Origin of the sequence: Flavobacterium sp. CLA17, assembly GCF_013112255.2 — a bacterium.
Classification (GTDB): Bacteria; Bacteroidota; Bacteroidia; order Flavobacteriales; family Flavobacteriaceae; genus Flavobacterium; species Flavobacterium circumlabens.
The window spans coordinates 110,911-136,005 of sequence record NZ_CP068294.1; the positions used below are offsets into that span (position 1 = coordinate 110,911).

29 protein-coding genes are annotated in these 25,095 nt (G+C 36.4%); 28 read left to right on the top strand and 1 reads right to left on the bottom strand.

Features of this window, described 5'->3' with window-relative positions; translation table 11 throughout:
- Positions 1–61 precede the first annotated feature (61 nt).
- Positions 62–667, top strand: a complete 606-nt coding sequence (locus HAV12_RS00465; RefSeq protein ID WP_132032671.1) for a hypothetical protein — start codon at positions 62–64, stop codon at positions 665–667.
- Positions 668–687: 20 nt separating this feature from the next.
- On the opposite strand, the gene HAV12_RS00470 is transcribed toward HAV12_RS00465, so the two are convergent.
- Positions 688–1,938 carry an NAD(P)/FAD-dependent oxidoreductase gene (locus HAV12_RS00470; protein WP_171568003.1) on the bottom strand — a complete coding sequence of 417 codons (1,251 nt, stop codon included), beginning with the start codon at positions 1,936–1,938 and terminating at the stop codon, positions 688–690.
- A 101-nt stretch (positions 1,939–2,039) separates the two neighbouring features.
- Here HAV12_RS00470 and hutH point away from each other — a divergent pair, with 101 nt between their 5' ends.
- The 27 genes from hutH to HAV12_RS00605 all read left to right on the top strand — a co-directional run bounded on the left by hutH (position 2,040) and on the right by HAV12_RS00605 (position 25,089).
- On the top strand, positions 2,040–3,560 hold the full coding sequence (gene hutH / locus HAV12_RS00475; RefSeq protein WP_171568004.1) for a histidine ammonia-lyase: 1,521 nt from the start codon (positions 2,040–2,042) through the stop codon (positions 3,558–3,560).
- 35 nt (positions 3,561–3,595) lie between these two features.
- Positions 3,596–4,807, top strand: a complete 1,212-nt coding sequence (locus tag HAV12_RS00480; RefSeq protein WP_171568005.1) for a WG repeat-containing protein — start codon at positions 3,596–3,598, stop codon at positions 4,805–4,807.
- 75 nt (positions 4,808–4,882) lie between these two features.
- Complete coding sequence (fabG, locus tag HAV12_RS00485; protein WP_171568006.1) at positions 4,883–5,614, top strand: 3-oxoacyl-ACP reductase FabG; 732 nt, start codon at positions 4,883–4,885, stop codon at positions 5,612–5,614.
- A gap of 17 nt (positions 5,615–5,631) precedes the next feature.
- The gene (locus tag HAV12_RS00490; RefSeq protein WP_171568007.1) at positions 5,632–6,855 is read left to right on the top strand and encodes a beta-ketoacyl synthase; all 1,224 of its coding nucleotides are present in this window, start codon (positions 5,632–5,634) and stop codon (positions 6,853–6,855) included.
- A gap of 3 nt (positions 6,856–6,858) precedes the next feature.
- On the top strand, positions 6,859–7,113 hold the full coding sequence (locus tag HAV12_RS00495) for an acyl carrier protein (protein ID WP_132032683.1): 255 nt from the start codon (positions 6,859–6,861) through the stop codon (positions 7,111–7,113).
- Positions 7,113–7,994, top strand: a complete 882-nt coding sequence (locus tag HAV12_RS00500; RefSeq protein ID WP_171568008.1) for a lipid A biosynthesis acyltransferase — start codon at positions 7,113–7,115, stop codon at positions 7,992–7,994. The genes HAV12_RS00495 and HAV12_RS00500 overlap by 1 nt, the downstream gene beginning before the upstream one ends.
- A gap of 71 nt (positions 7,995–8,065) precedes the next feature.
- Positions 8,066–9,715 (top strand): NAD(P)/FAD-dependent oxidoreductase, encoded by a 1,650-nt coding sequence (locus HAV12_RS00505; protein WP_171568009.1) that lies wholly within the window; start codon positions 8,066–8,068, stop codon positions 9,713–9,715.
- Positions 9,716–9,748: 33 nt separating this feature from the next.
- On the top strand, positions 9,749–10,651 hold the full coding sequence (locus tag HAV12_RS00510) for a dialkylrecorsinol condensing enzyme DarA (RefSeq protein ID WP_171568010.1): 903 nt from the start codon (positions 9,749–9,751) through the stop codon (positions 10,649–10,651).
- Between the two features lie 16 nt (positions 10,652–10,667).
- Positions 10,668–11,801 carry a beta-ketoacyl-ACP synthase III gene (locus tag HAV12_RS00515; RefSeq protein WP_171568011.1) on the top strand — a complete coding sequence of 378 codons (1,134 nt, stop codon included), beginning with the start codon at positions 10,668–10,670 and terminating at the stop codon, positions 11,799–11,801.
- A complete protein-coding gene (locus HAV12_RS00520) occupies positions 11,801–12,232 on the top strand; it encodes a hypothetical protein (protein ID WP_171568012.1) in 432 nt (143 codons plus the stop codon). Before HAV12_RS00515 ends, HAV12_RS00520 begins: the two co-directional genes overlap by 1 nt.
- Positions 12,233–12,239: 7 nt before the next feature.
- A complete protein-coding gene (locus HAV12_RS00525) occupies positions 12,240–12,707 on the top strand; it encodes an ABC transporter permease (protein WP_171568013.1) in 468 nt (155 codons plus the stop codon).
- A 23-nt stretch (positions 12,708–12,730) separates the two neighbouring features.
- The gene (locus HAV12_RS00530) at positions 12,731–13,135 is read left to right on the top strand and encodes a hypothetical protein (RefSeq protein ID WP_171568014.1); all 405 of its coding nucleotides are present in this window, start codon (positions 12,731–12,733) and stop codon (positions 13,133–13,135) included.
- The gene (locus HAV12_RS00535; RefSeq protein WP_171568015.1) at positions 13,135–14,133 is read left to right on the top strand and encodes a BtrH N-terminal domain-containing protein; all 999 of its coding nucleotides are present in this window, start codon (positions 13,135–13,137) and stop codon (positions 14,131–14,133) included. Before HAV12_RS00530 ends, HAV12_RS00535 begins: the two co-directional genes overlap by 1 nt.
- Positions 14,134–14,140: 7 nt before the next feature.
- On the top strand, positions 14,141–14,893 hold the full coding sequence (locus HAV12_RS00540; protein WP_171568016.1) for an ABC transporter ATP-binding protein: 753 nt from the start codon (positions 14,141–14,143) through the stop codon (positions 14,891–14,893).
- Positions 14,883–16,166: an ABC transporter permease gene (locus tag HAV12_RS00545; protein ID WP_171568017.1), complete on the top strand. Its 1,284-nt coding sequence runs from the start codon at positions 14,883–14,885 to the stop codon at positions 16,164–16,166. Before HAV12_RS00540 ends, HAV12_RS00545 begins: the two co-directional genes overlap by 11 nt.
- Positions 16,141–16,590 (top strand): thioesterase family protein, encoded by a 450-nt coding sequence (locus HAV12_RS00550; protein WP_171568018.1) that lies wholly within the window; start codon positions 16,141–16,143, stop codon positions 16,588–16,590. Before HAV12_RS00545 ends, HAV12_RS00550 begins: the two co-directional genes overlap by 26 nt.
- 103 nt (positions 16,591–16,693) lie before the next feature.
- Entirely contained in the window at positions 16,694–17,830 is a 1,137-nt protein-coding gene (locus tag HAV12_RS00555; protein WP_171568019.1) for a beta-ketoacyl synthase, read from the top strand.
- 114 nt (positions 17,831–17,944) lie between these two features.
- Positions 17,945–18,427, top strand: coding sequence for a hypothetical protein (locus HAV12_RS00560; protein WP_171568020.1), 483 nt, complete (start codon positions 17,945–17,947; stop codon positions 18,425–18,427).
- A complete protein-coding gene (locus HAV12_RS00565; RefSeq protein ID WP_171568021.1) occupies positions 18,424–19,041 on the top strand; it encodes a 3-oxoacyl-ACP synthase in 618 nt (205 codons plus the stop codon). Before HAV12_RS00560 ends, HAV12_RS00565 begins: the two co-directional genes overlap by 4 nt.
- 2 nt (positions 19,042–19,043) lie before the next feature.
- Entirely contained in the window at positions 19,044–19,301 is a 258-nt protein-coding gene (locus HAV12_RS00570; RefSeq protein ID WP_132032712.1) for a phosphopantetheine-binding protein, read from the top strand.
- Positions 19,302–19,413: 112 nt separating this feature from the next.
- Complete coding sequence (locus HAV12_RS00575; protein WP_171568022.1) at positions 19,414–20,613, top strand: beta-ketoacyl synthase; 1,200 nt, start codon at positions 19,414–19,416, stop codon at positions 20,611–20,613.
- Positions 20,610–21,671, top strand: a complete 1,062-nt coding sequence (locus HAV12_RS00580) for a beta-ketoacyl synthase N-terminal-like domain-containing protein (protein WP_171568023.1) — start codon at positions 20,610–20,612, stop codon at positions 21,669–21,671. The genes HAV12_RS00575 and HAV12_RS00580 overlap by 4 nt, the downstream gene beginning before the upstream one ends.
- Positions 21,668–22,453, top strand: coding sequence for a polysaccharide deacetylase family protein (locus HAV12_RS00585; protein ID WP_171568024.1), 786 nt, complete (start codon positions 21,668–21,670; stop codon positions 22,451–22,453). The genes HAV12_RS00580 and HAV12_RS00585 overlap by 4 nt, the downstream gene beginning before the upstream one ends.
- Before the next feature lie 126 nt (positions 22,454–22,579).
- Positions 22,580–23,206, top strand: a complete 627-nt coding sequence (locus HAV12_RS00590; RefSeq protein WP_171568025.1) for an outer membrane lipoprotein carrier protein LolA — start codon at positions 22,580–22,582, stop codon at positions 23,204–23,206.
- Complete coding sequence (locus tag HAV12_RS00595) at positions 23,172–23,807, top strand: hypothetical protein (RefSeq protein WP_171568026.1); 636 nt, start codon at positions 23,172–23,174, stop codon at positions 23,805–23,807. Before HAV12_RS00590 ends, HAV12_RS00595 begins: the two co-directional genes overlap by 35 nt.
- A gap of 37 nt (positions 23,808–23,844) precedes the next feature.
- Complete coding sequence (locus tag HAV12_RS00600; RefSeq protein WP_132032724.1) at positions 23,845–24,462, top strand: porin family protein; 618 nt, start codon at positions 23,845–23,847, stop codon at positions 24,460–24,462.
- A gap of 6 nt (positions 24,463–24,468) precedes the next feature.
- Positions 24,469–25,089, top strand: a complete 621-nt coding sequence (locus HAV12_RS00605) for an outer membrane beta-barrel protein (RefSeq protein WP_171568027.1) — start codon at positions 24,469–24,471, stop codon at positions 25,087–25,089.
- Positions 25,090–25,095 lie beyond the last annotated feature (6 nt).

Sequence of the window (25,095 nt, forward strand, 5' to 3'; positions counted from 1 at the left end):
CCTTTTTTTTATTTACAATGATTTTACTTAGTTTTAGACCCTTAATAATTAACCAATAAAAATGAAAAAATTAATCATTGCATGCTTCTTTATTTCAGGAGTTGTGTTTGCGCAAGACATGAAAGTCGTTCAGGGAAACTTTGATTTTTTAAAAGATCAAAAAGAAATCAACACCGAATTTGATTATAGTAATTTTACTATGATGAAAGAAAAAAAATCAGAAGCACAATATGTTGAAGAACATAAAGCCGATTTAGATGAGAAAGCAAAAGGGAACGGAAATCTTTGGCAAAAGCGATGGATTGTGGCAAAACAACAAATCTGGACTCCAAAATTTCTGGAAATCGGAAACATTGTTTTGTCTAAAGCGGGTAAAGATGTCAATTTTCAGGAAGGATTAAAAACTCCGTATACTTTAATTGTTCAAACCGTATGGCTTTACCCAGGCTGGGATGCCGGAATTATGAAACAACCTGCAAAAGTTACTACAAACTTAAAGTTTGTTGAAACAGCAAACAAATCAAATGTCTTACTGGAAATAACAAGCGAAGAGGCTCCGGGAGATCAGTGGGGAAGCAACTTTAATAATGAAACCAGAATTGGAGAAGGATATGCAAAAACGGCAAAATCATTATCTAAACTTTTATTGAAAAAAGCATTCAAATAAAATCAAAAAAAAAGCCCTGATCACTCAGGGCTTTGTTCTTTTTGCATATTCAGTAAATACGCCATATTCCTGATCACATGATCATGTTTCTTTACAAACGGATTCTCCTCGTTCCAAACATAACCTGCCAAAACAGAGCATATTTTTTCTTTTACTTCCGGATTTTCCGGTTGGTGAAAAAACAGCGTTTGCAGGTTTCCGGTGTACCATTCTTTCACGTAAGTGGTAAAAACAGCAATTCCGCGTTTCATGTAGGCAGTAAATTCAACTTCCCAGTCTACTGCAATTCCTTGAGATTCTTTCAGGTATAATTTTGCGGCCAGCATTCCGGATTCAGTTGCAAAAGCAACTCCCGATGAAAAAACAGGATCCAGAAATTCAGAACTGTTTCCTGTCAGGGCAAAACCGTCTCCGTACATTCTTTTTACAGCCCTCGAATAATTCTCCAGCTTCACCGGCTCAAATAAAAACTCGGTTCCTTTAAATCTTTTGATATAATAATCAGATTTTTGAATCGCATTTCGCAAAGCCTCGGCATTATCTTTATTTTCAGATAATGAATTGATGAAATCCGTCGGACCAACAACACCTAAACTAGTATTTCCATTCGAAAACGGAATTACCCATAACCAGACTTCGGTTTCCAGAATATCAAACGAAATCTGGGTTCCTTCCTCTCCTTCCGGTCTGTTAATATCTTTTACGTGTGCAAATATCGAAGAATGCGGATCTAGTTGTGATGGCGTATCCAGATCTAAAAGTCGGGGTAAAACACGTCCGTATCCACTGGAATCGATAATGAAATTGGCGTGGATTTCTTTCAGGTTTCCGTCCTTATCTTTTACGATTGTTTTGGATTTTTTCCCTTCAAAAGAAACTTCCAGTACTTCCGATTCAAACTCGAGATCAATTCCTTTTCGAATTACTTCCTGTGCCATTGTATCGTCAAAGTCAGCTCTTGGCACCTGCCAGGTCCAATCCCAGCCTTCACCAAATTTTTTACTGAAATCAAAAACACAAATCTCTTCTCCTCTTATAAAACGGGCCCCTAATTTCTTTTCAAAATTCATGGCGTCAAGACTCTCAAAAAGCTCTGCCTCTGCAAAATGATCCATAACTCTCGGGATCAGGCTTTCGCCGACAACAAGTCTCGGAAATTTTGTTTTTTCCACAACTTTTATCCTGACGTTATTTTTATGAAGATACGATGCCGAAACGCATCCAGAAGGTCCTGCGCCTATTATTAAAACATCTACAAACTCCTTTGTCATATTAGAAATGTTATGATTTATTAACTTACATTTGCCATCATCAAAATAACTACATTTATTTTGATAAATAAAATTAAATTAGCACAATCAAAACCGGTTTAATGAATACAATTAATGAATATTTAAGTTTAGCAGAATTCGAGTCTATTATCTTTGGAAATAATAAAGTTGTTGTTAGCGATATTGTTTTAAACAGAGTAAATGAAAGCTTTAATTTTTTAAAGGAATTTTCGGGAAACAAAGTAATATACGGAGTAAATACGGGCTTTGGACCAATGGCTCAATACCGGATTAAAGAATCCGACCAGATTCAGTTACAATATAATTTAATTAGAAGCCACTCTTCCGGAACAGGAAAACCTTTGAGTCCTGTATGTGCAAAAGCAGCCATCCTGGCACGACTTAATACGCTTTCATTAGGAAATTCAGGCGTTCACCCGTCAGTAATTCATTTAATGGCCGAGCTGATTAACAGAGATATTACCCCTTTGATTTTTGAACACGGTGGTGTTGGTGCGAGTGGGGATTTAGTACAATTGTCACATCTGGCTTTAGTTTTAATCGGCGAAGGCGAAGTTTTTTATAAAGGAGACAGAAGACCAACTCAGGAAGTTTTCGAAATTGAAGGTTTAAAACCCATTCAGGTAGAAATCAGAGAAGGTCTTGCGTTGATCAACGGAACTTCGGTTATGACCGGAATTGGAGTGGTAAATGTACATCATGCCAATAAACTATTAGACTGGTCATTAAAATGTTCCTGCGCCATTAACGAATTGGTTCAGGCGTATGACGATCACTTTTCTGAAGAATTAAACCAAACCAAACGTCATAAAGGACAACAGGAAGTTGCGGCAAGAATGAGACAAAATCTTTCGGACAGTACTTTAATCCGTAAAAGAGAAGATCACTTATATTCAGGAGAAAATACCGAAGAAATTTTCAAAGAAAAAGTTCAGGAGTATTATTCCTTACGTTGCGTACCTCAAATTTTAGGTCCGGTTTTAGAAACGATCAATAATGTTGCTTCTATTCTGGAGGACGAATTTAACTCCGCAAACGACAACCCGATTATTGATGTAAAAAACAAACACGTTTATCACGGAGGTAATTTCCACGGCGATTATATTTCGCTTGAAATGGATAAATTAAAAATCGTTATTACCAAATTAACGATGCTGGCAGAACGTCAGTTGAATTATTTATTGAATTCGAAAATCAACGAAATACTTCCTCCATTTGTAAATTTGGGAACATTAGGATTTAATTTCGGAATGCAGGGTGTTCAGTTTACCGCTACCTCAACCACTGCCGAAAGCCAGATGCTGTCGAACCCAATGTATGTGCACAGTATTCCGAACAACAATGACAATCAGGATATTGTAAGCATGGGGACAAATGCTGCCGTGATTACCTCAAAAGTAATCGAAAATGCTTTTGAAGTATTAAGTATTGAAATGATTACAATCGTTCAGGCAATTGATTATTTAGGTCAAAAAGATAAAATTTCATCTGTTACCAAAAAATGGTACGATGATGTTCGAAATATAGTTCCGACATTTAAGGAAGATCAGGTGATGTATCCTTTTGTTCAAAACGTAAAAGATTACCTTATAAACAGTTAATCCGTACACATTTATTAATCTTGAATCTTAAATCCATGAAAAAATCTTTCCTTTTTTTATTGTTATTATTTATTCAGTTTGTTAATAGTCAGGAATTGGCTTTGGTCAAAAAAAATGCTAAAATTGGATATCTTTCCAAAGACGGAAGTTTTAAAATCGAGCCGCAATACAAAGCTGCCAAAAGTTTTTCTGAAGGTTTGGCTGCTGTGGAAGATAATGGAAAATGGGGTTTTATTGACAGTAAGGGAACATGGGTAATTCCTGCTGATTTTAAGGATGTCAAGAATTTTAACAGTGGAATTGCCATTGTTCAAAAAGACAAAGACTGGGTTTATATTAATACAAAGGGAGAAATTCAAAAAGCACCGGTTTCTGATAAAGTATTTGATTTTAATGATGGGGTCGCGTTTTTCAGACAGAACGCCAAAGTTGGATTGATTAATCCTAAAATGACAATCGTTTTAGACCCGAAATACGACCAGATCAAACCTTTCGAAAATGGTTTTGCAAGAGTGGAACTGAATAAAAAATGGGGAATCATTACTAGTGCCGGGAAAGAAGTAGTAGAACCTGTTTACGATGAAATAGGCAATTATTTTAAAAACACAACCTGGGCACGAAAAGATAAAACTTTTGGAATTGTAAGTGCCGGAAATTTTATTCCGGTTGAAGGTGCTGAAAAAATCTGGGATTTTGAAACACAAGATTTAACGTATGCGAAAAAGAACGGAAAAATTGGATTCATTGACTTAAAAGGAAACTGGGCAATTCTGCCTATTTATGATAAAGCAAGAGCATTCTCGAAAAATTTAGCTCCTGTTTGTGTGGGATCGAAATGGGGCTACATTAACCCGAAAGCAGAATTCATTATTCCGCCAACTTACAGTGATGCCGAGGTTTTCAGTTCAAACGGACTGGCCCCCGTAAAAGAAAAAAACTGGGGATTCATCAATGAAAGCGGAAAATTAATAATCCCTACCCAATACGGTATTACTTCAAACGGTCTGATTATTGCTTTGTTCGTACAACAGGACAAAGGATTCATCGATGGTGTAGCAAGAGTGAAAAATGAAGGAAAATGGGGATTTCTTAAACCGGATGGAACGGTATTAGGGAATCAATGGTTTGAAAACGCTGAATTATTTTCAAAAACAACAGAAAAAAACAACACCAGTGAAATCGCTGCTGAGAAGCCAAAAGCAGAAACAAAAGCCGCGACAAAACCAGTGACCAAAAAGAAAAAATAATTTTATTTATGAAAGCGCCAATCCAAATAAAAGGGCGACAACAGGAATAAACTATAAAAAATAAATTTTACCTAAATGAAATGTGTATTAGTAACAGGTGGTTCCAGAGGAATTGGAAGCGCGGTTTGTAAAAAATTAGCCGTTGATGCCAATTATCATATTTTGATTAATTATCATTCTAACAAAACTGCTGCCGAAGAAACACTTCAGGAAATACAAAAATTAGGGGCAACCGGCGAAATTTTAGGTTTCGACGTTTCTAATTTTGAAGAAGTACAAAATACTTTAGCAAAATGGCAGGAAGCAAATCCTGAGGCAATTGTTGAAGCCATTGTTAACAACGCCGGAATTACAAAAGATGGTCTTTTTATGTGGATGACTCCCGAAGACTGGAACGGAGTAATCAATACAAGCGTAAACGGATTTTTTAATGTAACTCAGTTTTTCATTCAGAAAATGCTGCGCAACAAATATGGCCGAATCGTCAATATGGTTTCTGTTTCCGGAGTAAAAGGAACAGCAGGACAAACCAATTATTCGGCTGCAAAAGGAGCAATTGTTGCAGCTACCAAAGCGTTGGCCCAGGAAGTTGCCAAAAGAAATATTACTGTAAATGCAGTGGCACCCGGTTTTATCCGAACAGATATGACCAGTGCCTTAGATGAAAAAGAATTACTAAAACTAATTCCGGTAAATCGTTTTGGCGAAGCCGAAGAGGTTGCAGACCTGGTAAGCTTTTTGATTTCCAAAAAAGCAAGCTACATTACAGGAGAAATTATCAATATAAACGGAGGAATATATTCTTAAAATTACTTTGAAAGACGATGAATAAGAGAGTTGTAATTACTGGAATGGGAATTTATTCCTGTATCGGAACTTCTTTAGACGAAGTAAAGGAATCCCTATACAACGGAAAATCGGGTATTCAGTTTGACCCTGAAAGAAAGGAATTTGGATTTCAATCTGCCTTAACCGGTATGGTTCCTAAAACTGATCTCAAAAATTTACTGTCCCGCAGACAACGTATGAGCATTGGTGAAGAAACCGAATATGCTTATATGGCTACTATCGAAGCCCTGAAAAATGCCAATATCGATGATGCTTTTTTTGACGCCCGCGAAGTTGGAATCATGTACGGAAACGATAGTGTTTCTAAAGCTATTATTGATGCAACAGACATTGTCCGCGAGAAAAAAGATACTGCCCTAATTGGTTCCGGAGCCATTTTTAAATCGATGAATTCTACGGTAACCATGAATTTATCTACAATTTTCAAACTAAGAGGAATCAATCTTACTATAAGTGCAGCCTGTGCCAGTGGTTCACACTCCATTGGACTGGCCTATTTTTTAATCAAAAGCGGTTTTCAGGATATCATTATTTGCGGTGGTGCGCAGGAAATCAACAAATATGCCATGAGCAGTTTTGACGGTTTAGGGGTTTTTTCCTCAAGGGAAAATGAACCTGAAAAAGCGTCAAGACCTTTTGATGCAGACCGTGACGGATTAATTCCGAGTGGCGGAGGGGCAACTTTAATTTTAGAAAGTTACGAATCTGCAATAGCACGCGGCGCTACGATTATTGCCGAAGTAGCGGGTTACGGATTTTCTTCCAACGGAGGTCATATTTCGACTCCAAATGTAGAAGGGCCTGCAACTGCGATGCAGCGAGCACTTGACGATGCAAAATTAAAAGCATCAGATATCGACTACATAAATGCTCATGCCACTTCAACCCCTGTTGGAGATGGTAATGAGGCCAAAGCGATCTTTGAAGTTTTTGGTGAGAAAAATCCTTACGTTAGTTCTACAAAATCAATGACAGGACACGAATGCTGGATGGCCGGGGCAAGTGAGGTAATCTACTCTATAATAATGATGCAGCATGATTTTATCGCACCAAACATCAATTTAGAAAATCCGGATGAAGATGCTTCAAAATTAAATTTAGTTAAAACTACGTTAAACAAAAAATTTGACATATTTTTGTCCAATTCCTTCGGGTTTGGAGGAACCAACTCGGCGTTGGTAGTTAAAAAGTTTAATTGAGTGATGAATAAAGAAGAAATAATAGAAAGAATTAATAGTTTTTTGGTTGAAGAATTTGAAGTTGACGGAGACGATATTGAACCAAACGCTAATTTAAAAGACACATTAGGTTTAGATAGTTTAGATTATGTAGACTTAGTCGTTTCTATTGAATCTAACTTTGGAGTAAAACTGGTAGAAGTCGATTTTGTTGGAATTGCTTCTTTTCAGAATTTTTATGACCTGATTGAAACGAAACTAAAAGCCAAAGCTGTTTAATGAGCAAATGGGATGGTAAATCAAAAGGTACCGTTTTAGGATATAGAATATTTGTTTTTTTAATACAAAAAATGGGTATTCGATCTGCTTACGGACTTTTGTACTTTGTAGCATCTTATTATTTCCTTTTCCTGAAAAAAAGCAACAGTACTATCTTCTACTATTTTAATCAACGATTAGAATATTCCCGTTTTAAATCCAGAAAAATGGTTTTCAGCAGTTATTATACTTTTGGACAAACCATCATTGATAAAATTTCTATTTCGGCAGGAATGCGAAATAAATTCACCTATGAATTTGACGGAATCGATGTTTTAAAAAATCTTTTGGCAGCAAAAAAAGGCGGCGTACTTATTAGTGCACACGTTGGAAATTTTGAAATTGCCGAACATTTTTTAGGCGATATTAATCTTGATTTTAGCATTAATCTTGTTACTACGGATTTAGAACATTCTGCCATTAAAAACTACCTTGAAAGTCTTGCTCAGAAACCTACCGTAAAATTTATCATCATCAAAGACGATTTGTCTCATATTTTTGAGATCAACTCGGCCTTAACCAATAATGAATTGGTTTGTTTTACCGGTGATCGTTATTTTGAAGGAACAAAATCCCTTTCTGAGAAAATGCTGGGCCAGGAAGCTCATTTCCCCGCAGGTCCCTTTTTAATCGCTTCCCGTCTACAAGTCCCTGTTGTTTTCGTTTATGTCATGAAGGAGCCCAACTTACATTATCATTTATACGCAAGAGAAGCCACTGTAAAACATCGTGACGAAAAGGCTTTGCTGAAAGAATATGTACAAAGTGTAGAAACTATTCTACAGAAATACCCTTTGCAATGGTTTAATTATTTTGATTTTTGGAATCAGCTTAAAAAATAAAGATAAAATAAAACAACACGCTGCTTTTGATGGGCATTCTTTTATACTTTTAGGAAATCTTAAAACAAGGCATGAAAGAATACGACACGATTATCATTGGTTCCGGAGTTGGAGGTTTAGCGACAGGTATTTGTCTGGCAAGAGCAGGACAAAAAGTTTTAATTCTGGAGCAGCACTATGTTCCCGGAGGCTGGAGTCACAGTTTTACCCTAAACGGACAACGTTTTAGCCCTGGTGTACATTATGTAGGACTTCTTGAAGAAGGTTCCTCTACCAATGAACTTTATCGCGGTTTGGGAATTGCCAATGATCTGGTTTTTTTCCGAATGAATAAAAATGCCTACGAACATTGCATAATTGGTGATCAGTCTTTTGACCTGCCGGCCGGAATTGATAATCTTAAAAAAACACTTGCTGCCCATTTCCCTGCTGAAGAAAAAAACATTGATGAATATCTTTCCTTAGTCGAAAAAGTAAGTTATGAACTTCAGCTAATTCCAAAATTAAAAGGCTGGTGGCAAAAAATAACGGTGCCGTTCCGAACCAAACATTTTGGAAAATTTGCCTTATTCCCCTTAAAAAAGGTAGTGGCATGGCATGTTAAAGATCCGATGCTGAAAGCCGTTCTTAACATTCAGTGTGGAGATCACGGCCTTCCTCCAAGCAGAGCCTGTTTCCCGGTACATTGTTCTGTAATGAGTCATTATTTTGATGGCGGTTATTATCCGATGGGCGGCGGCGGCGGTATCGTAAAAGCGATGACAAACGGAATAAAAAGACATGGAGGCGAAGTTCGCATACAGCAAAATGTCAGTAAAATTATCATAGAAAATAAAAAAGCCATTGGTGTTGCATTTGAAAATGGCGAAAAAATATTTGCTAAAAATATCGTTTCGAATGCTGATCCTTCGATTACGTATTTAAACCTGATCGAAAAAGAACACCTTAGCAATTCCCTGCTGAAGAAACTTCAGAAAACAAAATACTCGGTTACTTCATTGATTTTATTTCTGACACTGGATATTGATGTTACCCAATTTAAGATTGATTCCGGAAACATCTGGATGATGAAAGATGAAAATGACGATGATAATTTTGAAGATTTAATGAATAATGATATTGCAGAAGGCGATTCGTTTCCTGCTGTTTTTATAAGCTGTACGACCCTTAAAGATCCTGCAAGTTTTAATGGAAGATATCATAATTTCGAAATTGTCACGTATGTCAATTATGAACATTTGGACGATTTTAACGGCCTGGACGATTACCACAATGAAGCGTACAAAATCTTCAAGGAAAAAGTCACCAATAAACTGATGAACAATGTCGAGAAAATAATCCCGAATGCCAAACAACATATTATTCAGGCTGAATTGGGAACGCCAAAAACCAATGAATTTTATATTAATTCGACGAAAGGGAATGTTTACGGAACTGAAAAAACGCTCAATCAGGTAGGCCCTTTTGCTTATAAAAACAAAACCGAGATCGCTAATTTATTTCTTTGTGGGGCCTGTACGCTTTCACATGGTGTCACCGGTGCAACTTATTCCGGGATTGCGGCAGCCGCATTAATTTTAGACCGCACACCGGATGATTTGCTAATTGAAGATCCTGAACAAAAAATACGAATTTATGATGCCGAAGATGCTTCCACATGGCCGCAATGGGTACATACAAAACGGTCGGACAAAATCAGGAAATTCATTCCGAAAAATTAACTACTTTTGCGATAACCAAAGCCAGAAACCGAAATGAAAAACGTTCTTGTCATTTATTATTCCCAATCCGGACAACTGGAATCGATTGCACAAAATATTGCAAAACCATTCCTGAATTCAGAAGAGATCCGGGTAACTTTCCATAAAATACAATTAGAGCAGCCATTTCCGTTTCCATGGGATAAAACTTCTTTTTTTGATGCTTTCCCGGAAACTTTTCTTCAGATACCAACAGCATTAAAACCGGTTCCGGAAGAAATTTTAAATACAAAGTATGACTTGATCCTGTTTCATTATCAGGTTTGGTACTTATCCCCTTCTATTCCCATCAATTCATTTTTGAAAAGTGATTCAGGCAAAAAAATACTGAATAATACGCCTGTCATAACTATCAGCGGTTCCAGAAATATGTGGATCATGGCGCAGGAAAAAATCAAGGTTTTATTGCAGGAAGCAAATGCAGAATTAGTTGGAAATGTAGCTCTGGTAGACCGTGTCGGAAATTTAATCAGCGTGATTACCATTGTAGAATGGATGTTCTCCGGAGTAAAGAAAAAGTATTTGGGGATTTTTCCGTTACCGGGAGTTTCAGACAAAGACATTCAGGAATCAGATAAGTTCGGAGAAGTGATACTTTCCGATTTTAATCAGAATAAACTAAACGAATTGCAGCCCAGACTAGTGGCCATTGGAGGAGTTAAAATTAGCCCGTATCTGGTAACAGTAGATAAAACGGCCAATAAAATTTTCAATAAATGGTCAAACCTGATTTATAAAAATCAAAAAAACAGAAAAAAGCTGCTGAAACTATTTTATGTTTATTTATTCCTCGCGATATGGTTAATCTCACCAATAGTATATATATTGCACCTTATTACCTATCCCGTTAAGTTAAAAAAAATAAAAAAAGAAACTCAATATTATCAGGGAGTTTAGTAGACGAAATTAGATTATGTTTGAAGTATATATTACCAAGGCTGCAAAATATTTGCCAAATGAAGCTGTTTCTAATGACGAAATGGAAGATTACTTAGGACTCATCAATGATGCCGCTTCAAAAGCAAGACGCATTATTTTGCGCAATAATAAAATTACAAGTCGTTATTACGCCATAGATAAAACAGGAAAGAGTACACACAACAATGCCGAATTAACCCGAAACGCTGTTGTGCAATTGTTTGATGAAAACTTCACTGCACAAGATCTTGAAGTGCTTTCCTGCGGAACCTCAACACCTGATGTTTTCCTGCCTTCGCATGCTGCAATGGTACATGGTTTATTAAAAAATAAATCAGTAGAATTAAATTCATCAACCGGTGTTTGCTGCGCGGGAATGAACTCCTTAAAATTTGGTTTCCTTTCCGTACGATCAGGAAATTCCAAAAATGCAATTTGCACAGGATCTGAAAGAGTTTCGACCTGGCTGAATGCCCAAATGTACAATCATGAAGCAGCCAATCTGAAAAGCCTGGAAGAGCAGCCAATTATTGCGTTCAAAAAAGACTTTTTACGCTGGATGTTATCTGACGGAGCCGGAGCTTTTTTACTGGAAAATAAACCAAGAGGACCTATTTCCCTGAAAATCGAATGGATGGAAGCTTTTTCGTATGCATACGAATTAGAAACCTGCATGTATGCCGGAGGTGATAAATTAGAAAATGGCGAAATCAAAGCATGGAGCGATTATGCCCCTGAAGAATGGCTGAAGGAATCTGTTTTTGCCATCAAACAGGATGTGAAAATACTGGACGAATTTATTCTTTCCAAAGGAGCCGAAAGCATGAGAGATGCCATGGTGAAAAATAATATTACAGCAGATCAGGTGGATTATTTTATGCCGCACGTTTCTTCTAACTTTTTTGTGGAAGGATTAAAAAAAGGTCTGACGGAAAAAGGAATCGGAATGGCCGATGATAAATGGTTCATGAATCTTTCACGAGTTGGAAATGTAGGTTCTGCCTCTATTTATTTAGCTTTGGAAGAATTAATGAATTCCGGTAATTTGAAAAAGGGAGACCGTATTCTTTTATCAGTTCCCGAAAGCGGAAGATTTTCTTTTGCATATGCCTATTTAACCGTTTGCTAATGGAAACCATTTTACTTTTAGAAAAAGAAGCTGTCGAGAATTTATTGCCACAAAAGTTTCCTTTTGTAATGGTAGACAAAATGTATTCGTTTACCGAAAACTCGTTGGTTTCCGGACTGAAGATTAAAGATGATAATATATTTGCTGACCATAACTTTTTCCTGGAAGCAGGTTTAATTGAGCACATGGCCCAGTCTGTCGCATTACATACCGGATACGACTTCTTTTTGAAAAACGAAATAGCACCAACAGGTTATATTGGTTCTATAAAAGAAATTAAAATTAAGAAATTACCTAAAGTCAATGATACGATTCAGTCTACGGTAACCATTATACAGGAATTTGCCGGAATTACTCTGGTCGATATCGTAACGACTTTGAACAATGAAGAAATCGCTAACGGACAAATGAAAACCGTTTTAGCTAAATAATATCGGTATGAGAACTGCTGTTGACATCCAGAATTATTTACCGCACCGGGCACCTATGCTCATGGTCGATTTAATTCTGAATGTAGATGCCAGCTACGTAGAAACCGTATTTTTGATAAAAGAAGACAATATATTTGTCAGTAACGATGTTTTTATCGAAGCTGGTCTCATAGAAAATACAGCACAAACCTGTTCTGCTATAGTCGGGAAAAAATATTTTTTTGACGAGAACGGTTCAGAAAATGAAAACATAAATGTAATTGGTTTTATCAGTGCTATAAAAAACCTAAAAATACACGAACTGCCAAAAGCTTACGATACCATTATTACCAGAGCAAATCTGGTTTCTAAATTTGAAGGTGACGATTATACTTTATGTACGATGAGCTGCGAAAGCGTACTGGGAGAAAAAAAACTTTTAGAGTGCGAAATTAATTTATTCATTCAAAAATCAATTTCGACTGTAGTATCCTAATTTCAATAGAAAACTAAACTGTCATGGAAAAAGAAAAAGTACCACAGGACAAAGGCAATTTAACCAAAAACAACCTGAAAGAATTGTTATACGCGACCGACGAAAACGGTGATTATACAACGACTTTAAGTACCGGCTGGGAACCAAAAACAATTGCACTTTCCAATTCTATTGATGATATTAACGAAAGGATTGCCGAAGCAAAAATGCAGGTCGAGACTGGTAAAGCAAGTCCGATTTGTTATTATATGGAACGCAATAAAATGGATCTGACCATTTTGGCAAGTTATGTCGGAATGTGGAAATGGCGTGTGAAAAGACATTTTAAACCCTCCGTTTTTGCTAAATTAAACGATACTATTTTACAGAAATATGCCGACGCTTTTGAAATATCAATAGCCGAACTAAAAAATATCAAAAAAGACTAATGCAAACTAATTTCACACATCATCAATCTGCCCATTGCGAGAATGGAGTAGCTTCGAATTTGTTAAAAAACAACGGACTGAGCATCAGTGAACCGATGGTTTTTGGGATTGGTTCCGGGCTTTTTTTCGTATACCTCCCTTTTATAAAAGTCAATCACGCCCCGGCAATTAGTTACAGAACATTGCCCGGACAGATTTTTAATAAGGTGGCAAGCCGTTTGAATCTAAAAATTAAAAGACAAAAATTTTCTTCCGTAGCAACTGCCAATGCAGCATTGGATGCGAATTTAAAAAACAATATTCCAACCGGATTACAAGTTGGTGTGTATCATTTGAGTTATTTTCCTGATGAATACCGCTTTCATTTTAACGCGCACAATTTAGTTGTTTATGGCAAAACTGATACCGATTATTTAGTAAGCGATCCTGTAATGGAAACCGTTACTACTTTAACGCATGACGAATTAGACAAGGTGCGTTTTGCCAAAGGTGCGTTTGCGCCACGCGGACAAATGTACTATCCGATTCAGGTTCCAAAAGAGGTAGATTTAAAGAGTGCCATCCTCAAAGGCATCAAAAATACCTGTCGCGACATGCTGGCTCCCATGCCCATTATTGGTGTCCGCGGAATTAAATTTGTATCCAGGCAAATTAGAAAATGGCCACTAAAACACGGCACTAAAAAAGCCAATCATTACCTGGCGCAAATGGTACGCATGCAGGAAGAAATTGGTACCGGAGGCGGTGGTTTCCGTTTTATTTATGCTGCTTTTTTACAGGAAGCTTCAGTGATTCTGAATAATGAAGAATTAAAAGTGCTTTCTAAGGAAATGACCCTAATTGGCGATTCATGGCGTGATTTTGCCGTAGAAGCATCGCGCATTTATAAAAACAGAAGTGCCAAAGAAGATGCCTACAATACTATTGCCGATGAACTTCTGGACATTGCCAACAGAGAAGAACTCTTTTTCAAAAAATTAAAAAAAGCAATTAGCTAAACATATTTTGCATCCCATTATAAAAATAGAATCCCTTTCGAAAAAGTACAAAAATGCAGAACTGTATTCTTTGAACGATTTCTCGCTGAACATATACGAAGGCCAGATTTTCGGATTATTAGGTCCGAACGGAGCCGGAAAAACCACTTTGATTTCCATGCTTTGCGGATTAGTAAAACCAACCTCAGGTCATTTTACTATTCATGATCTGAACTACACCAGTCATGCTTCAAAAATTAAAAAAATCATAGGCGTTGTACCGCAGGAATATGCGTTATACCCAACTTTAACCGCCAGGGAAAACCTCCATTATTTTGGAAGCATGTACGCTCTGAAAGGTTCCTATCTGAAAGATAAAGTAATCGAAACGTTAGATCTTTTAGGGCTTTTGAAATTCGCTGATAAACGCATCGAAACCTTTTCGGGCGGGATGAAACGAAGAGTAAACCTGATTGCCGGAATTCTGCACAATCCGAAAGTTTTGTTTTTAGATGAACCAACCGTAGGCGTTGACGTTCAATCCAAAAATGCGATTATAGATTATTTGAAACTCTTAAATCAAAACGGAACTACCATTATTTATACTTCGCATCATTTAGCCGAAGCGGAAGATTTCTGTACCAATATTGCTATTCTGGATCAGGGAAGTATTTATGCGCAGGGAACTCCTTCCGGTTTGATTGCTGCTACTGCCGGAGCCAGAAATCTCGAAGAAGTTTTTATTTCATTAACCGGTAAAAACTTAAGAGATGGTCTATAAAATCTGGATGTCAGTCGTAAAAGAATTTTTACTGCTCAAACGCGATTTAGGCGGTTTGATTATTTTGTTTATCATGCCCTTGGTACTTGTCATCACGGTAACTTTAATACAGGACAGTACTTTTAAAACCATTAGCGATACTAAAATTCCGATTTTACTGGTCGACAATGACAAAGGTTCTGTTTCTAAAACTGTTTTTGATAATCTCGAAAAAAGCAATTTGTTTAGCGTTGTCACTCAGATTGACAACAAACCCATTACGGAAGAAGTTGCCAAAGAAGCCGTTTACAAAGGAAAATTTCAATTGGCGATTGTAATTCCGAAAAACCTGAGTGTCGATTTACAAACCAAAATTGATCAGAATGTAGCCAAAATTGTCAGCAGTATGGGTTTAACCGACAGCACGGCAACGGCGGAACCTTCTAAAATAATCAAGGAAAAAGAAGTGAAATTGTATTTTGATCCGGCGGTTCAGATGAGTTTCAAAAATGCGGTCATGAGTTCTATTGATAAAATGATTTCACAAATCGAGACTAAATCAATTTACACCACTTTTCAGAATCAGTTAGGAGAAGGCACTGCTTCATTCGAACAAAAGAGTTTTATTACGTTTAAAGAAATCATTCCGAAAATAAACAACAAAGAAATTCGTCCCAATTCGGTGCAGCATAACGTTCCGGCCTGGACGCTTTTTGCCATATTCTTTATTGTAATTCCGTTGTCTATCAATATCGTAAAAGAAAAATCACAAGGAACATTCGTACGATTGTTAACCAATCCGGTTTCCAATCTGATTGTCATCATCGGAAAAACCATTACGTATTCTGTGATCTGTATGATTCAGTTTTATATGATGGTTGCGGTTGCGATTTTTCTGTTTCCGCATATTGGCCTGCCTCCTTTAAATATCGAAGGGCATTTGCTTTTAATGAGTGTCGTGGCGCTATTTTCAGGATTTGCCGCCATCGGATTCGGAATTTTATTAGGAACTGTTGCCAGCACCCAGGAACAATCTGCGCCGTTTGGTGCAACGAGTGTACTCATATTAGCAGCGATTGGCGGAGTCTGGGTTCCTGTTTTCGCCATGCCGAAAATCATGCAGGTCATAGCCAAATCGTCTCCTATGAATTGGGGACTGGAAGCCTTTTACGATGTCCTGCTGCGCAACGTAACGTTATTAGAAATCATTCCAAAAATAAGTTTATTGTTTTTGTTTTTTATCATCACAACCTCCATCGCATTATTTTATGACAAAAAGAAAAGAACAGTTTAACGAAGCAACTGACCTGACGGTAACGCACGAAATCAGAATTCGTTTTAACGAAACTGATCCGCTTGGCATTGTCTGGCATGGAAATTATATTACCTATTTTGAGGACGGACGGGAAGCGTTTGGCCGTCAGCACGGACTTACCTACCTGGATATTGGCAACACAGGTTACACGACCCCGATTGTAAAATCAAAATGCGAGCATAAATTATCCCTTCGTTACGGCGATGTGGTAACGATAGAAACAACCGTAGTAGATACTCCGGCTGCTAAAATGATTTACCGTTTTAAAATAATCGATGCAAAAGGCGAAGTAGCCTGCACCGGAGAAACCGTTCAGGTATTTTTAGACGGCGACGGAAATTTAATGCTGACCAATCCTCCTTTCTACGAAGAATGGAAAAGAAAAGTAGGGTTGTTGAAGTAACACGAATTTCACGAATTAGCACAAATTAAAAAAATAAAATAATCGGTGTAAATCCGCTTGATCTGCAAAATCCGTGTGCAGTTTTGCATTACAAAAATTAGAAATGAAAGAAGTATTTATCACCGAAACCAATTGCATAACACCTCTAGGATTTGATGTTCAATCGAATGTCGAGGCAATTCTTCGTGGTGATTCCGGTATTCAGTTGCATGAAGATGCGTCTTTGATGCCGATGCCGTTTTATGCTTCAATTATAAACTATGAAAAACTAAACAGTGCTTTTGAAAAAATCAGCACTGATACAAAATATTCCCGTCTGGAGAAAATGATGATTCTGGCTTTAGAACCTATTATCAAAAATTCAGAAATTGAATTAAATTCCAAAACAGCATTTATCCTTTCGACTACAAAAGGAAATGTTACAGCGCTAAAAAAGGATTCAGACGACAGTTTTAACAATGCACATTTAGATGTCCTGGCAAAAAATATTGCCGATTTCTTCGGATTTCAAACGCAGCCAATTGTCGTTTCGAATGCCTGTGTTTCCGGAATTTTAGCGATTTCCGTTGCCAAAAGATTAATTCAGTCGGAGCTGTATGACAATGCTTTTGTCATTGCCGGCGATGAAGTTTCGGAATTTGTTTTATCCGGGTTTAATGCTTTTCAGGCCATGAGTGATTTGCCATGCAAACCGTATTCTAAAAACAGAACCGGAGTAAGTTTAGGCGAAGCAACAGCAGCGGTTTTAGTTTCAACGGATGCCACAAATGCAAAAATAAAAGTGATTGGAGACAGTTCGATAAACGATGCCAATCATATTTCCGGTCCGTCGAGAACAGGTGAAGGTTTGTACCGAAGTATTCAGAATGCGTTGAAAGAAGCTCAAATTGAAGCCGACAAATTAGATTATATTTCAGCACACGGAACCGCCACTCCATTCAACGACGAAATGGAAGCCATCGCCTTAAACCGTTTAGGTTTACAAAATGTCCCGATAAACAGTCTGAAAGGATTTTACGGTCACACTTTAGGAGCTTCAGGATTATTAGAAACCGTAATGGCGATTGAATCCGCAACTCAAAATATGCTTTTTGAATCGAAAGGTTTTGATGAAATTGGTGTAAGTGAATCTATCAATGTGATTCAGAAAAATGATGAAAAGAATATTGAATTTTTCCTGAAAACAGCTTCCGGATTTGGTGGTTGTAATACGGCTGTTATTTTTGAAAAGATAAAATAAAGAGTAAACACGAATTGCACTAATTTTCACGAAATTATTCAACTGTTCGAAAATTCCAAACAATTCAAAGTATCAACTTGTAAAGGAAATTTACATATTCAAAAACTTAAACAAATGAATTTAGATCATTCACTTTTTAAAGAAGCTTTGAAAAATCAGCATTTTGATTTTAATAGCGATGTAATCAAAGTCACTGACAAAACAATTGAGTTTTTAGAGAGCATTGATTTATCTTCTGAAGTAATAGAATTTTTCAAAACGTTTTCCTTTAGATATGAAATTGAGTTTGGAAATGTTTATTTCAATTGTACAAATAGAATCAGGACTGAGAATTTGGAAGAAGCAAATAAAGAAATCTATAAAAAACATTTATTAATTATTGGTTCAGGTCTTAACGGCGATCCAATTGTTTTAAATACAAAAACATTGAATGTCGGATATCTTTTTCATGATATTCTTTGGGAGAATGACAATATTGAAGATTTAGACAAAATTTATATTGACCTAAAAATGAGTATTGGAAATTTCTTTTATAAATCGGTTACAGAAAAAGATTTTCCTATTGATGCTTATGAAGCAGAAGATTATATAAAATGACTCAAAACAAAACTCACATACAATCCTATATCACCATCCAAAATAACGAAATTGTTTTGAACGGATCTTCGGTATTCAAAATCGAACCAACCGATTTTGCGGATTTCTCCAAACAAGCCTATCGTAATTTTGATATGCAATACCCAAAGTTTTTCAAAATGGATGCCTTGAGCAAACTGGCTTTTTTAGGATCAGAATTGCTTTTGAGTCCGATAACATCAGAAGAACAGGAAAATAATATTGCTTTGGTTTTGGCCAATAAATCCTCCAGCTTAGATACCGATGTAAAATATCAGGAATCGATTTCAGACAAAGAAAACTACTTTCCGAGTCCGGCGGTTTTCGTTTATACGCTGCCAAATATTTGTCTGGGCGAAATAAGTATCCGCCATCAGCTGAAAAGTGAAAATTCTTTCTTTATATTTGATGCCTTTAACACTGAATTTATGTCGAATTATTCCAATATTCTTCTGAATACGAATAAAGCAGACCTGGTTCTTTGTGGCTGGGTAGAATTTTTTAATGACGATTACAAAGCGTTTCTTTGCACTATCAGTAAAGAAGAAAGCACAAAATATACAAACGAAACTATCAATACATTATACAATCAATAATCATGGAAGCATTAAAACTGGAATTAAAAAATAAAATCATTACCACGTTAAACCTTGAAGATATCGCTGTTGAAGATATTGCAGATAATGACGCTTTATTTGGAGATGGTTTAGGTTTGGACTCGATTGATGCTCTTGAGTTAATCGTGATTTTAGATAAGGATTACGGAATTAAACTGGTAGACCCGAAAGAAGGGAAAACCATTTTTCAATCGATCGAATCTATGGCGGCTTACATTAGCGCTAACAGAACAAAATAAGACTCACTTAGACTTGCTTAGATTTTTAGACTTTTAGATAAAAAAGTCTAAAAATCTATGTAATCCAACAATCTAAGAAGTCTAAAATTCTAACAATCTAAGAAGTCTAATAATGAAAGGTGTTGCAATAACGGGAATGGGGATTATCTCTTCGATTGGAAATTCCGTTGAGGAAAATTTCGATTCATTATTACATGAAAATCGTGCCATTACCCGTGTCCAGAATATTTCGACTATTCATGCTGACGTTAATAAGGTAGGGGAAATTAAAAAAACCAATTCGGAACTGATTGCCGAATTGCATCTTCCTGCGGATAATAATTTCTCGAGAACAGCTATGATTGCCACTTTTGCAGCAAAACAGGCTGTTGAAAATGCCGGAATTACAGCCATAAACGAATTCAGAACCGGACTCATTTCAGCTACAAGTGTGGGCGGAATGGACATGACGGAGCAATATTATTATGATTATTTCGAAAAACCGGAACTTGTAAAATACATCAGTTGCCATGATGGCGGTGATGTTGCCGATAAAATCGCTTCAGAGTTAGGTTTAAAAGGAATGGTAACCACAATTAGTACCGCTTGTTCCTCGGCAGCAAATTCCATTATGCTGGGCGCGCGACTGATTAAAAGCGGAAAACTGGATCGCGTTATTGTGGGCGGAGCCGATGCTTTAGCAAAATTTACCATCAACGGTTTTAAGACCTTAATGATTTTATCTGACGATTACAACAAACCTTTTGACAACAACCGTAAAGGCTTAAATTTAGGAGAAGCCGCAGCGTATCTGGTTTTGGAATCGGATGAAATTGTAAAAAAACAAAACAAAAAAGTACTCGCCAGAGTTTCCGGTTACGGAAATGCTAACGATGCTTTTCATCAGACTGCTTCTTCAGAAAATGGAGACGGTGCATATTTAGCGATGAAAAAAGCTTTTGAAGTTTCCGGATTGCAACCTTCTGAAATAGATTACATCAACGTACACGGAACGGCAACTCCCAATAACGATTTGTCAGAAGGAAGAGCGATACTTCGTATTTACGGAGATGAAAAAGTGCCTGATTTTAGTTCAACAAAACCTTTTACCGGACACACATTGGCCGCAGCAGCAGCAATTGAAGCGGTTTACAGTGTTTTGGCCATTCAGAATAATGTGGTTTATCCGAATATGAATTTCGAAACTCCGATGGAGGAATTTGATTTGCAGCCACAAACTTCCTTAAAAAATAAAAACATCGATCACGTTTTATCTAATTCTTTCGGATTTGGAGGAAACTGTTCCACCCTTATATTTTCAAAAAGCGAATGAAGAAAACATATATAAATGGAGTAGGTTGTATTTCGACTCAAAAAACATTTGATACTGTTTTTTTAGAAGACGCCGTATACAATCAAAATGACAACATTCTTAGCGTTGTCTCCCCTGTCTACAAAGATTTTATTGCTCCCGCTGCTGCCAGAAGAATGGCAAAAGGGGTGAAAAACGGAATTGTAGCTTCGGCACTTGCGATGAAAGATGCACATGCTGAAAATGTAGACGCTATTATTACCGGAACAGGATTAGGCTGTATTGAGGATTCTGAAAAATTCCTGAAAAACATCCTGGACAATAACGAAGAATTTTTAACGCCAACCGCATTTATTCAATCCACCCATAATACCGTTGGGGCACAGATTGCGCTGACGATGCAATGTAAAGGGTATAATTTTACCTATGTAAATGGTGCGGTTTCTTTTGAATCTGCCCTTCTGGATGCTAAAATGCAACTGGAAGAAAACGAAGCCAATTCGATTTTGGTGGGCGGTGTAGATGAGAACGGTGATTACACCATGGAACTTTTTAAATTGGCAAAACGTGTTAAACAGGAAAGCGAGCAGCCGTTTACGCTTTTAGCTCCAAAAACAATTGGATCCGTTCATGGTGAAGGGGCCAGTTTTTTTGTTTTGGAAAGTGAAAAAAAAGACACTACTTACGCCGAAATTCTGGATGTTCAAATTACAAACACTTTAGAAGAAAACGAAATTGAAAAGGAAATAACTGCTTTTCTAAAAGCTAATAACGTTGAAGTTTCAGCTGTTGATGCTATCGTTTTAGGTTTTAACGGTGATGTAAAATTCGATTCTTATTATAAAAGACTGACCGAAAATACTTTTTCAGATACCCCTCAGTTGTATTACAAACATTTGTGCGGCGAATACGATACGGCTTCTGCTTTTGGATTATGGATGGCGTCAAAAATTATAAAACTGCAGGAAATTCCGGAAATTGTAAAAGTAAATTCAGTTAAAAAACCTGTTTACAACACCATTCTATTATACAATCAGCTGAGCGGGAAAAACCATAGTTTTACGTTACTGTCAAAATGATAACGCATAGAAACATCTCGTTATTTTTTATTTTTGTACTGCTTTTACTGCTTCTTCTGAACTCGTATACCGCAATGAACTGGATGTGGTTTCTTGCCATTGTTCTACTTTGGCTGGGCATTAATGCTATCGGTTCTGCCAGAATTTCTTCTGATTATCATGTAAAAGCTTTCTGCAATAATCCTTTGGAAACCGAAAAAAAAATAGCCCTTACTTTTGATGACGGACCCAGTTCGTATACTTTGGAGGTTCTGGCCCTTTTAAAAAAATACAACGCAACCGCCACTTTTTTCTGCATTGGGAAAAATATCGAAATGCATCCGGAAATTGTAAAACAGATTATAGCCGAAGGACATTTAATTGGAAATCATTCCTACGGCCACTCGCCTTTTTTTGATTTCTATACTGCAAAAAGAATTACCGAAGAAATTCAGAAAACAGATTTATTGCTGGAAAAGCTTACTTCCAAAAAAATAAATTTCTTTCGTCCTCCTTATGGTGTAACAACGCCTTCCATCCGAAGAGCCCTAAAAATTACCGGACATAACGTTATTGGCTGGAATATCAGATCACTTGATGGCGGCACAAAAGACCAGAATTTAATTTTCAATCGCATTATAAAACGTGTTTCTCCCGGGGGAATCGTACTTTTGCATGATACAGCGTCACACTCTGTTTTGGTACTGGAACGGTTTTTGCAATTTTTACAGCAAAACAATTACAAAGTGATTTCGACTGAAGAGCTTTTGAATCTTAAAGCGTATGAGACGGAACGCGGATAAAACAGATTTGCTAAAACAAAAACACGGATAAAACAGATTTTATCAAAATGCTTAATTCAAATAATAATCTGTGTAAATCATTTTAATCTGTGGCAAAATGTTTTTAAGCACAATTTTAATAAAATTATGAAAACTAAAATAGCACTACTAATTCTATTTATTTCAGGCAATTTATTTGCCCAGGAACAAAAAATGTCTGAGGCAGAAATTGCCGCTTTCAAACAGGACGTCAATGTATCCGCAAAAAAAATCAAAACACTGACTACCGATTTTGTACAGTACAAACATTTGGACTTTTTATCGAAGGATATTGAAACTTCCGGAAAAATGATTTTTAAGGAACCAAACATGCTGCAGTGGCAATACAAAAAGCCATACAATTATAGTATTGTTTTTAAGAACGGTAAAATCCTGATTAACGACGAGGGAAAGAAAAGTGCCGTTGATGTTGGAAACAGCAAAATTTTTGGCCGCATCAATAAATTAATTGTGGGCAGCGTGAGCGGAAATATGTTTGATGACAAAGAATTTACGATTTCATACTTTAAATTGAAAGGGCAAAATCTGGCCAAATTCATTCCGAAAGATGCAACGCTGAAAAAATACATCAAACAGATTGAACTGACTTTCGATAAAGAAGAAGCAACTGTGGTTCAGGTAAAATTATTGGAATCCTCTGAAGATTATACCCGAATTGTACTTAAAAATAAAGTGATCAATGCAAAAATCGACGATTCCCTTTTTACTAATTAATTGCGTACTGGCAATTGTTTTGATTTCTTGTGGCTCAGTCACAAAAAATTATTCCCCTAAAAAATTAGACAAAACGTCTTATAAAGCGCCGTATTTTTCAAATCCAAAAACAGATTATGTTTATAAAACCAACATTACGGTTTACGGAAATGAAATGAGCGGAATTTTCATTGCTAAAAAAATAAATGATACCGTACACCGAATCGTTTTTACCACTGAATTTGGTAACAAATTGCTGGATTTTGAAATTTCGGAAAAGAGTTTTAAAGTCAATTCGATTGTTTCAGAATTAGACCGAAAAATATTAATTAATACCTTGAGGGAAGATTTTCGATTATTGCTGAAAAAAGAATATTTAATTCAGGAACAGTTTGAAAACGAATCAGATAACATCTACAAATCGGCTGATGGCAAAAGAGATAATTATCTGTTTCTATCCAAAAAAGACCAGAAATTAGAGAAAGTGATTCATGCATCTCAAACAAAAGAAAAAATAACACTCCTATTTAGTTCAGAAAACAATATTTTTGCCGAGAAAATTCAGATTATTCATCAAAATATTAAGTTGAAAATTGAGTTGAATTATTTTAAATCGGAATAAAAATTTAAACTAATCATAAACTTTAAATCAAACCAAAATGAAAAAATTAACCTTAATTGCATTTGTTTTATTTACAGGTCTTGTAACATCAAATGCGCAGGTAACTGTCAGCCCGGGACTTCGCGGAGGTTTAAACCTTTCGAAATTGTCGAATATTGATGATAATGGTTTAAAATCAGATTTTTATGTTGGTGGTTTAGTCGATATAAAATTCAATAAGTATTTTACACTTCAGCCTGAATTGACCTATTCAAGACAAGGTTCTGAAGGAAGATATTTTGATGATCAAAACCCGAATTTTGGCGTACCTGCAAAATACGAATTAGATTATCTTACGGTTGGTGCTGTTGCTAAATTTTACTTCGGCGGAAAAGGCTTTCACATTTTAGCGGGGCCGTCAGCTGATTTTAAAACAAGTGATAATTTTGGCGAATACGGTTTTGACCCGATCGATTTTGACCTTTCTATAGTTGCCGGATTAGGGTACACCTTACCAAACGGATTAACTTTTGAAGCAAGATTTAAACAAGGATTAATTGATATTTATGGGTATGACGGTCTTGATTACGATGATAACGGAGATTATTATTATGATGATGTAATCTTAAATCAGGTATTCCAGATTGGTATTAGTTATACATTTAAAACGAAATAAAAGTTTTTGAGTCCAAACAAAATATTTATCGCCATAGTCGCTTTTTTTGCATTGCAGCAAAAACAAGCTCAATTTACTTTTAAACCCGGTTTGAGAGGAGGTTTTACATTTTCGACTATTTCAGAAACGCATGCTGATTATAAACCAGATTTTTATATTGGTGGATTTGCAGAAATAAATATAAAAAAACATTATGCGCTGCAACCTGAAATCACCTATTCCAGACAAGGCTCTAATAATGTAACCCGGAATTATTTTGACGATAATAGCGGCACAGAAAGAGTCGAACGCCGTGATTTAAAGATCGATTATTTATCGTTTGCCCTTATTAATAAATTTACATTTGGACCCGGCATTCAAATACAATTCGGACCCGCTTTAGATGTTTTATTATATGATAATTTAGTGAGAAGAAAAACGTATAACGATGTAGCCTTTATTACTGGTATCGCTTATAAGTTGTCTTCCAATCTAACCCTTGAAGCGCGATTGAAAAAAGGGCTGCTTGACGTATTAGACAGCGATTATTATCACAATGATCATAATGATTATTATTTATTTGGAGATTATAATACCAATATGAATTTTCAATTAGGGATTTCTTATTCTTTTGAAGAAAAAAAATAAACCATT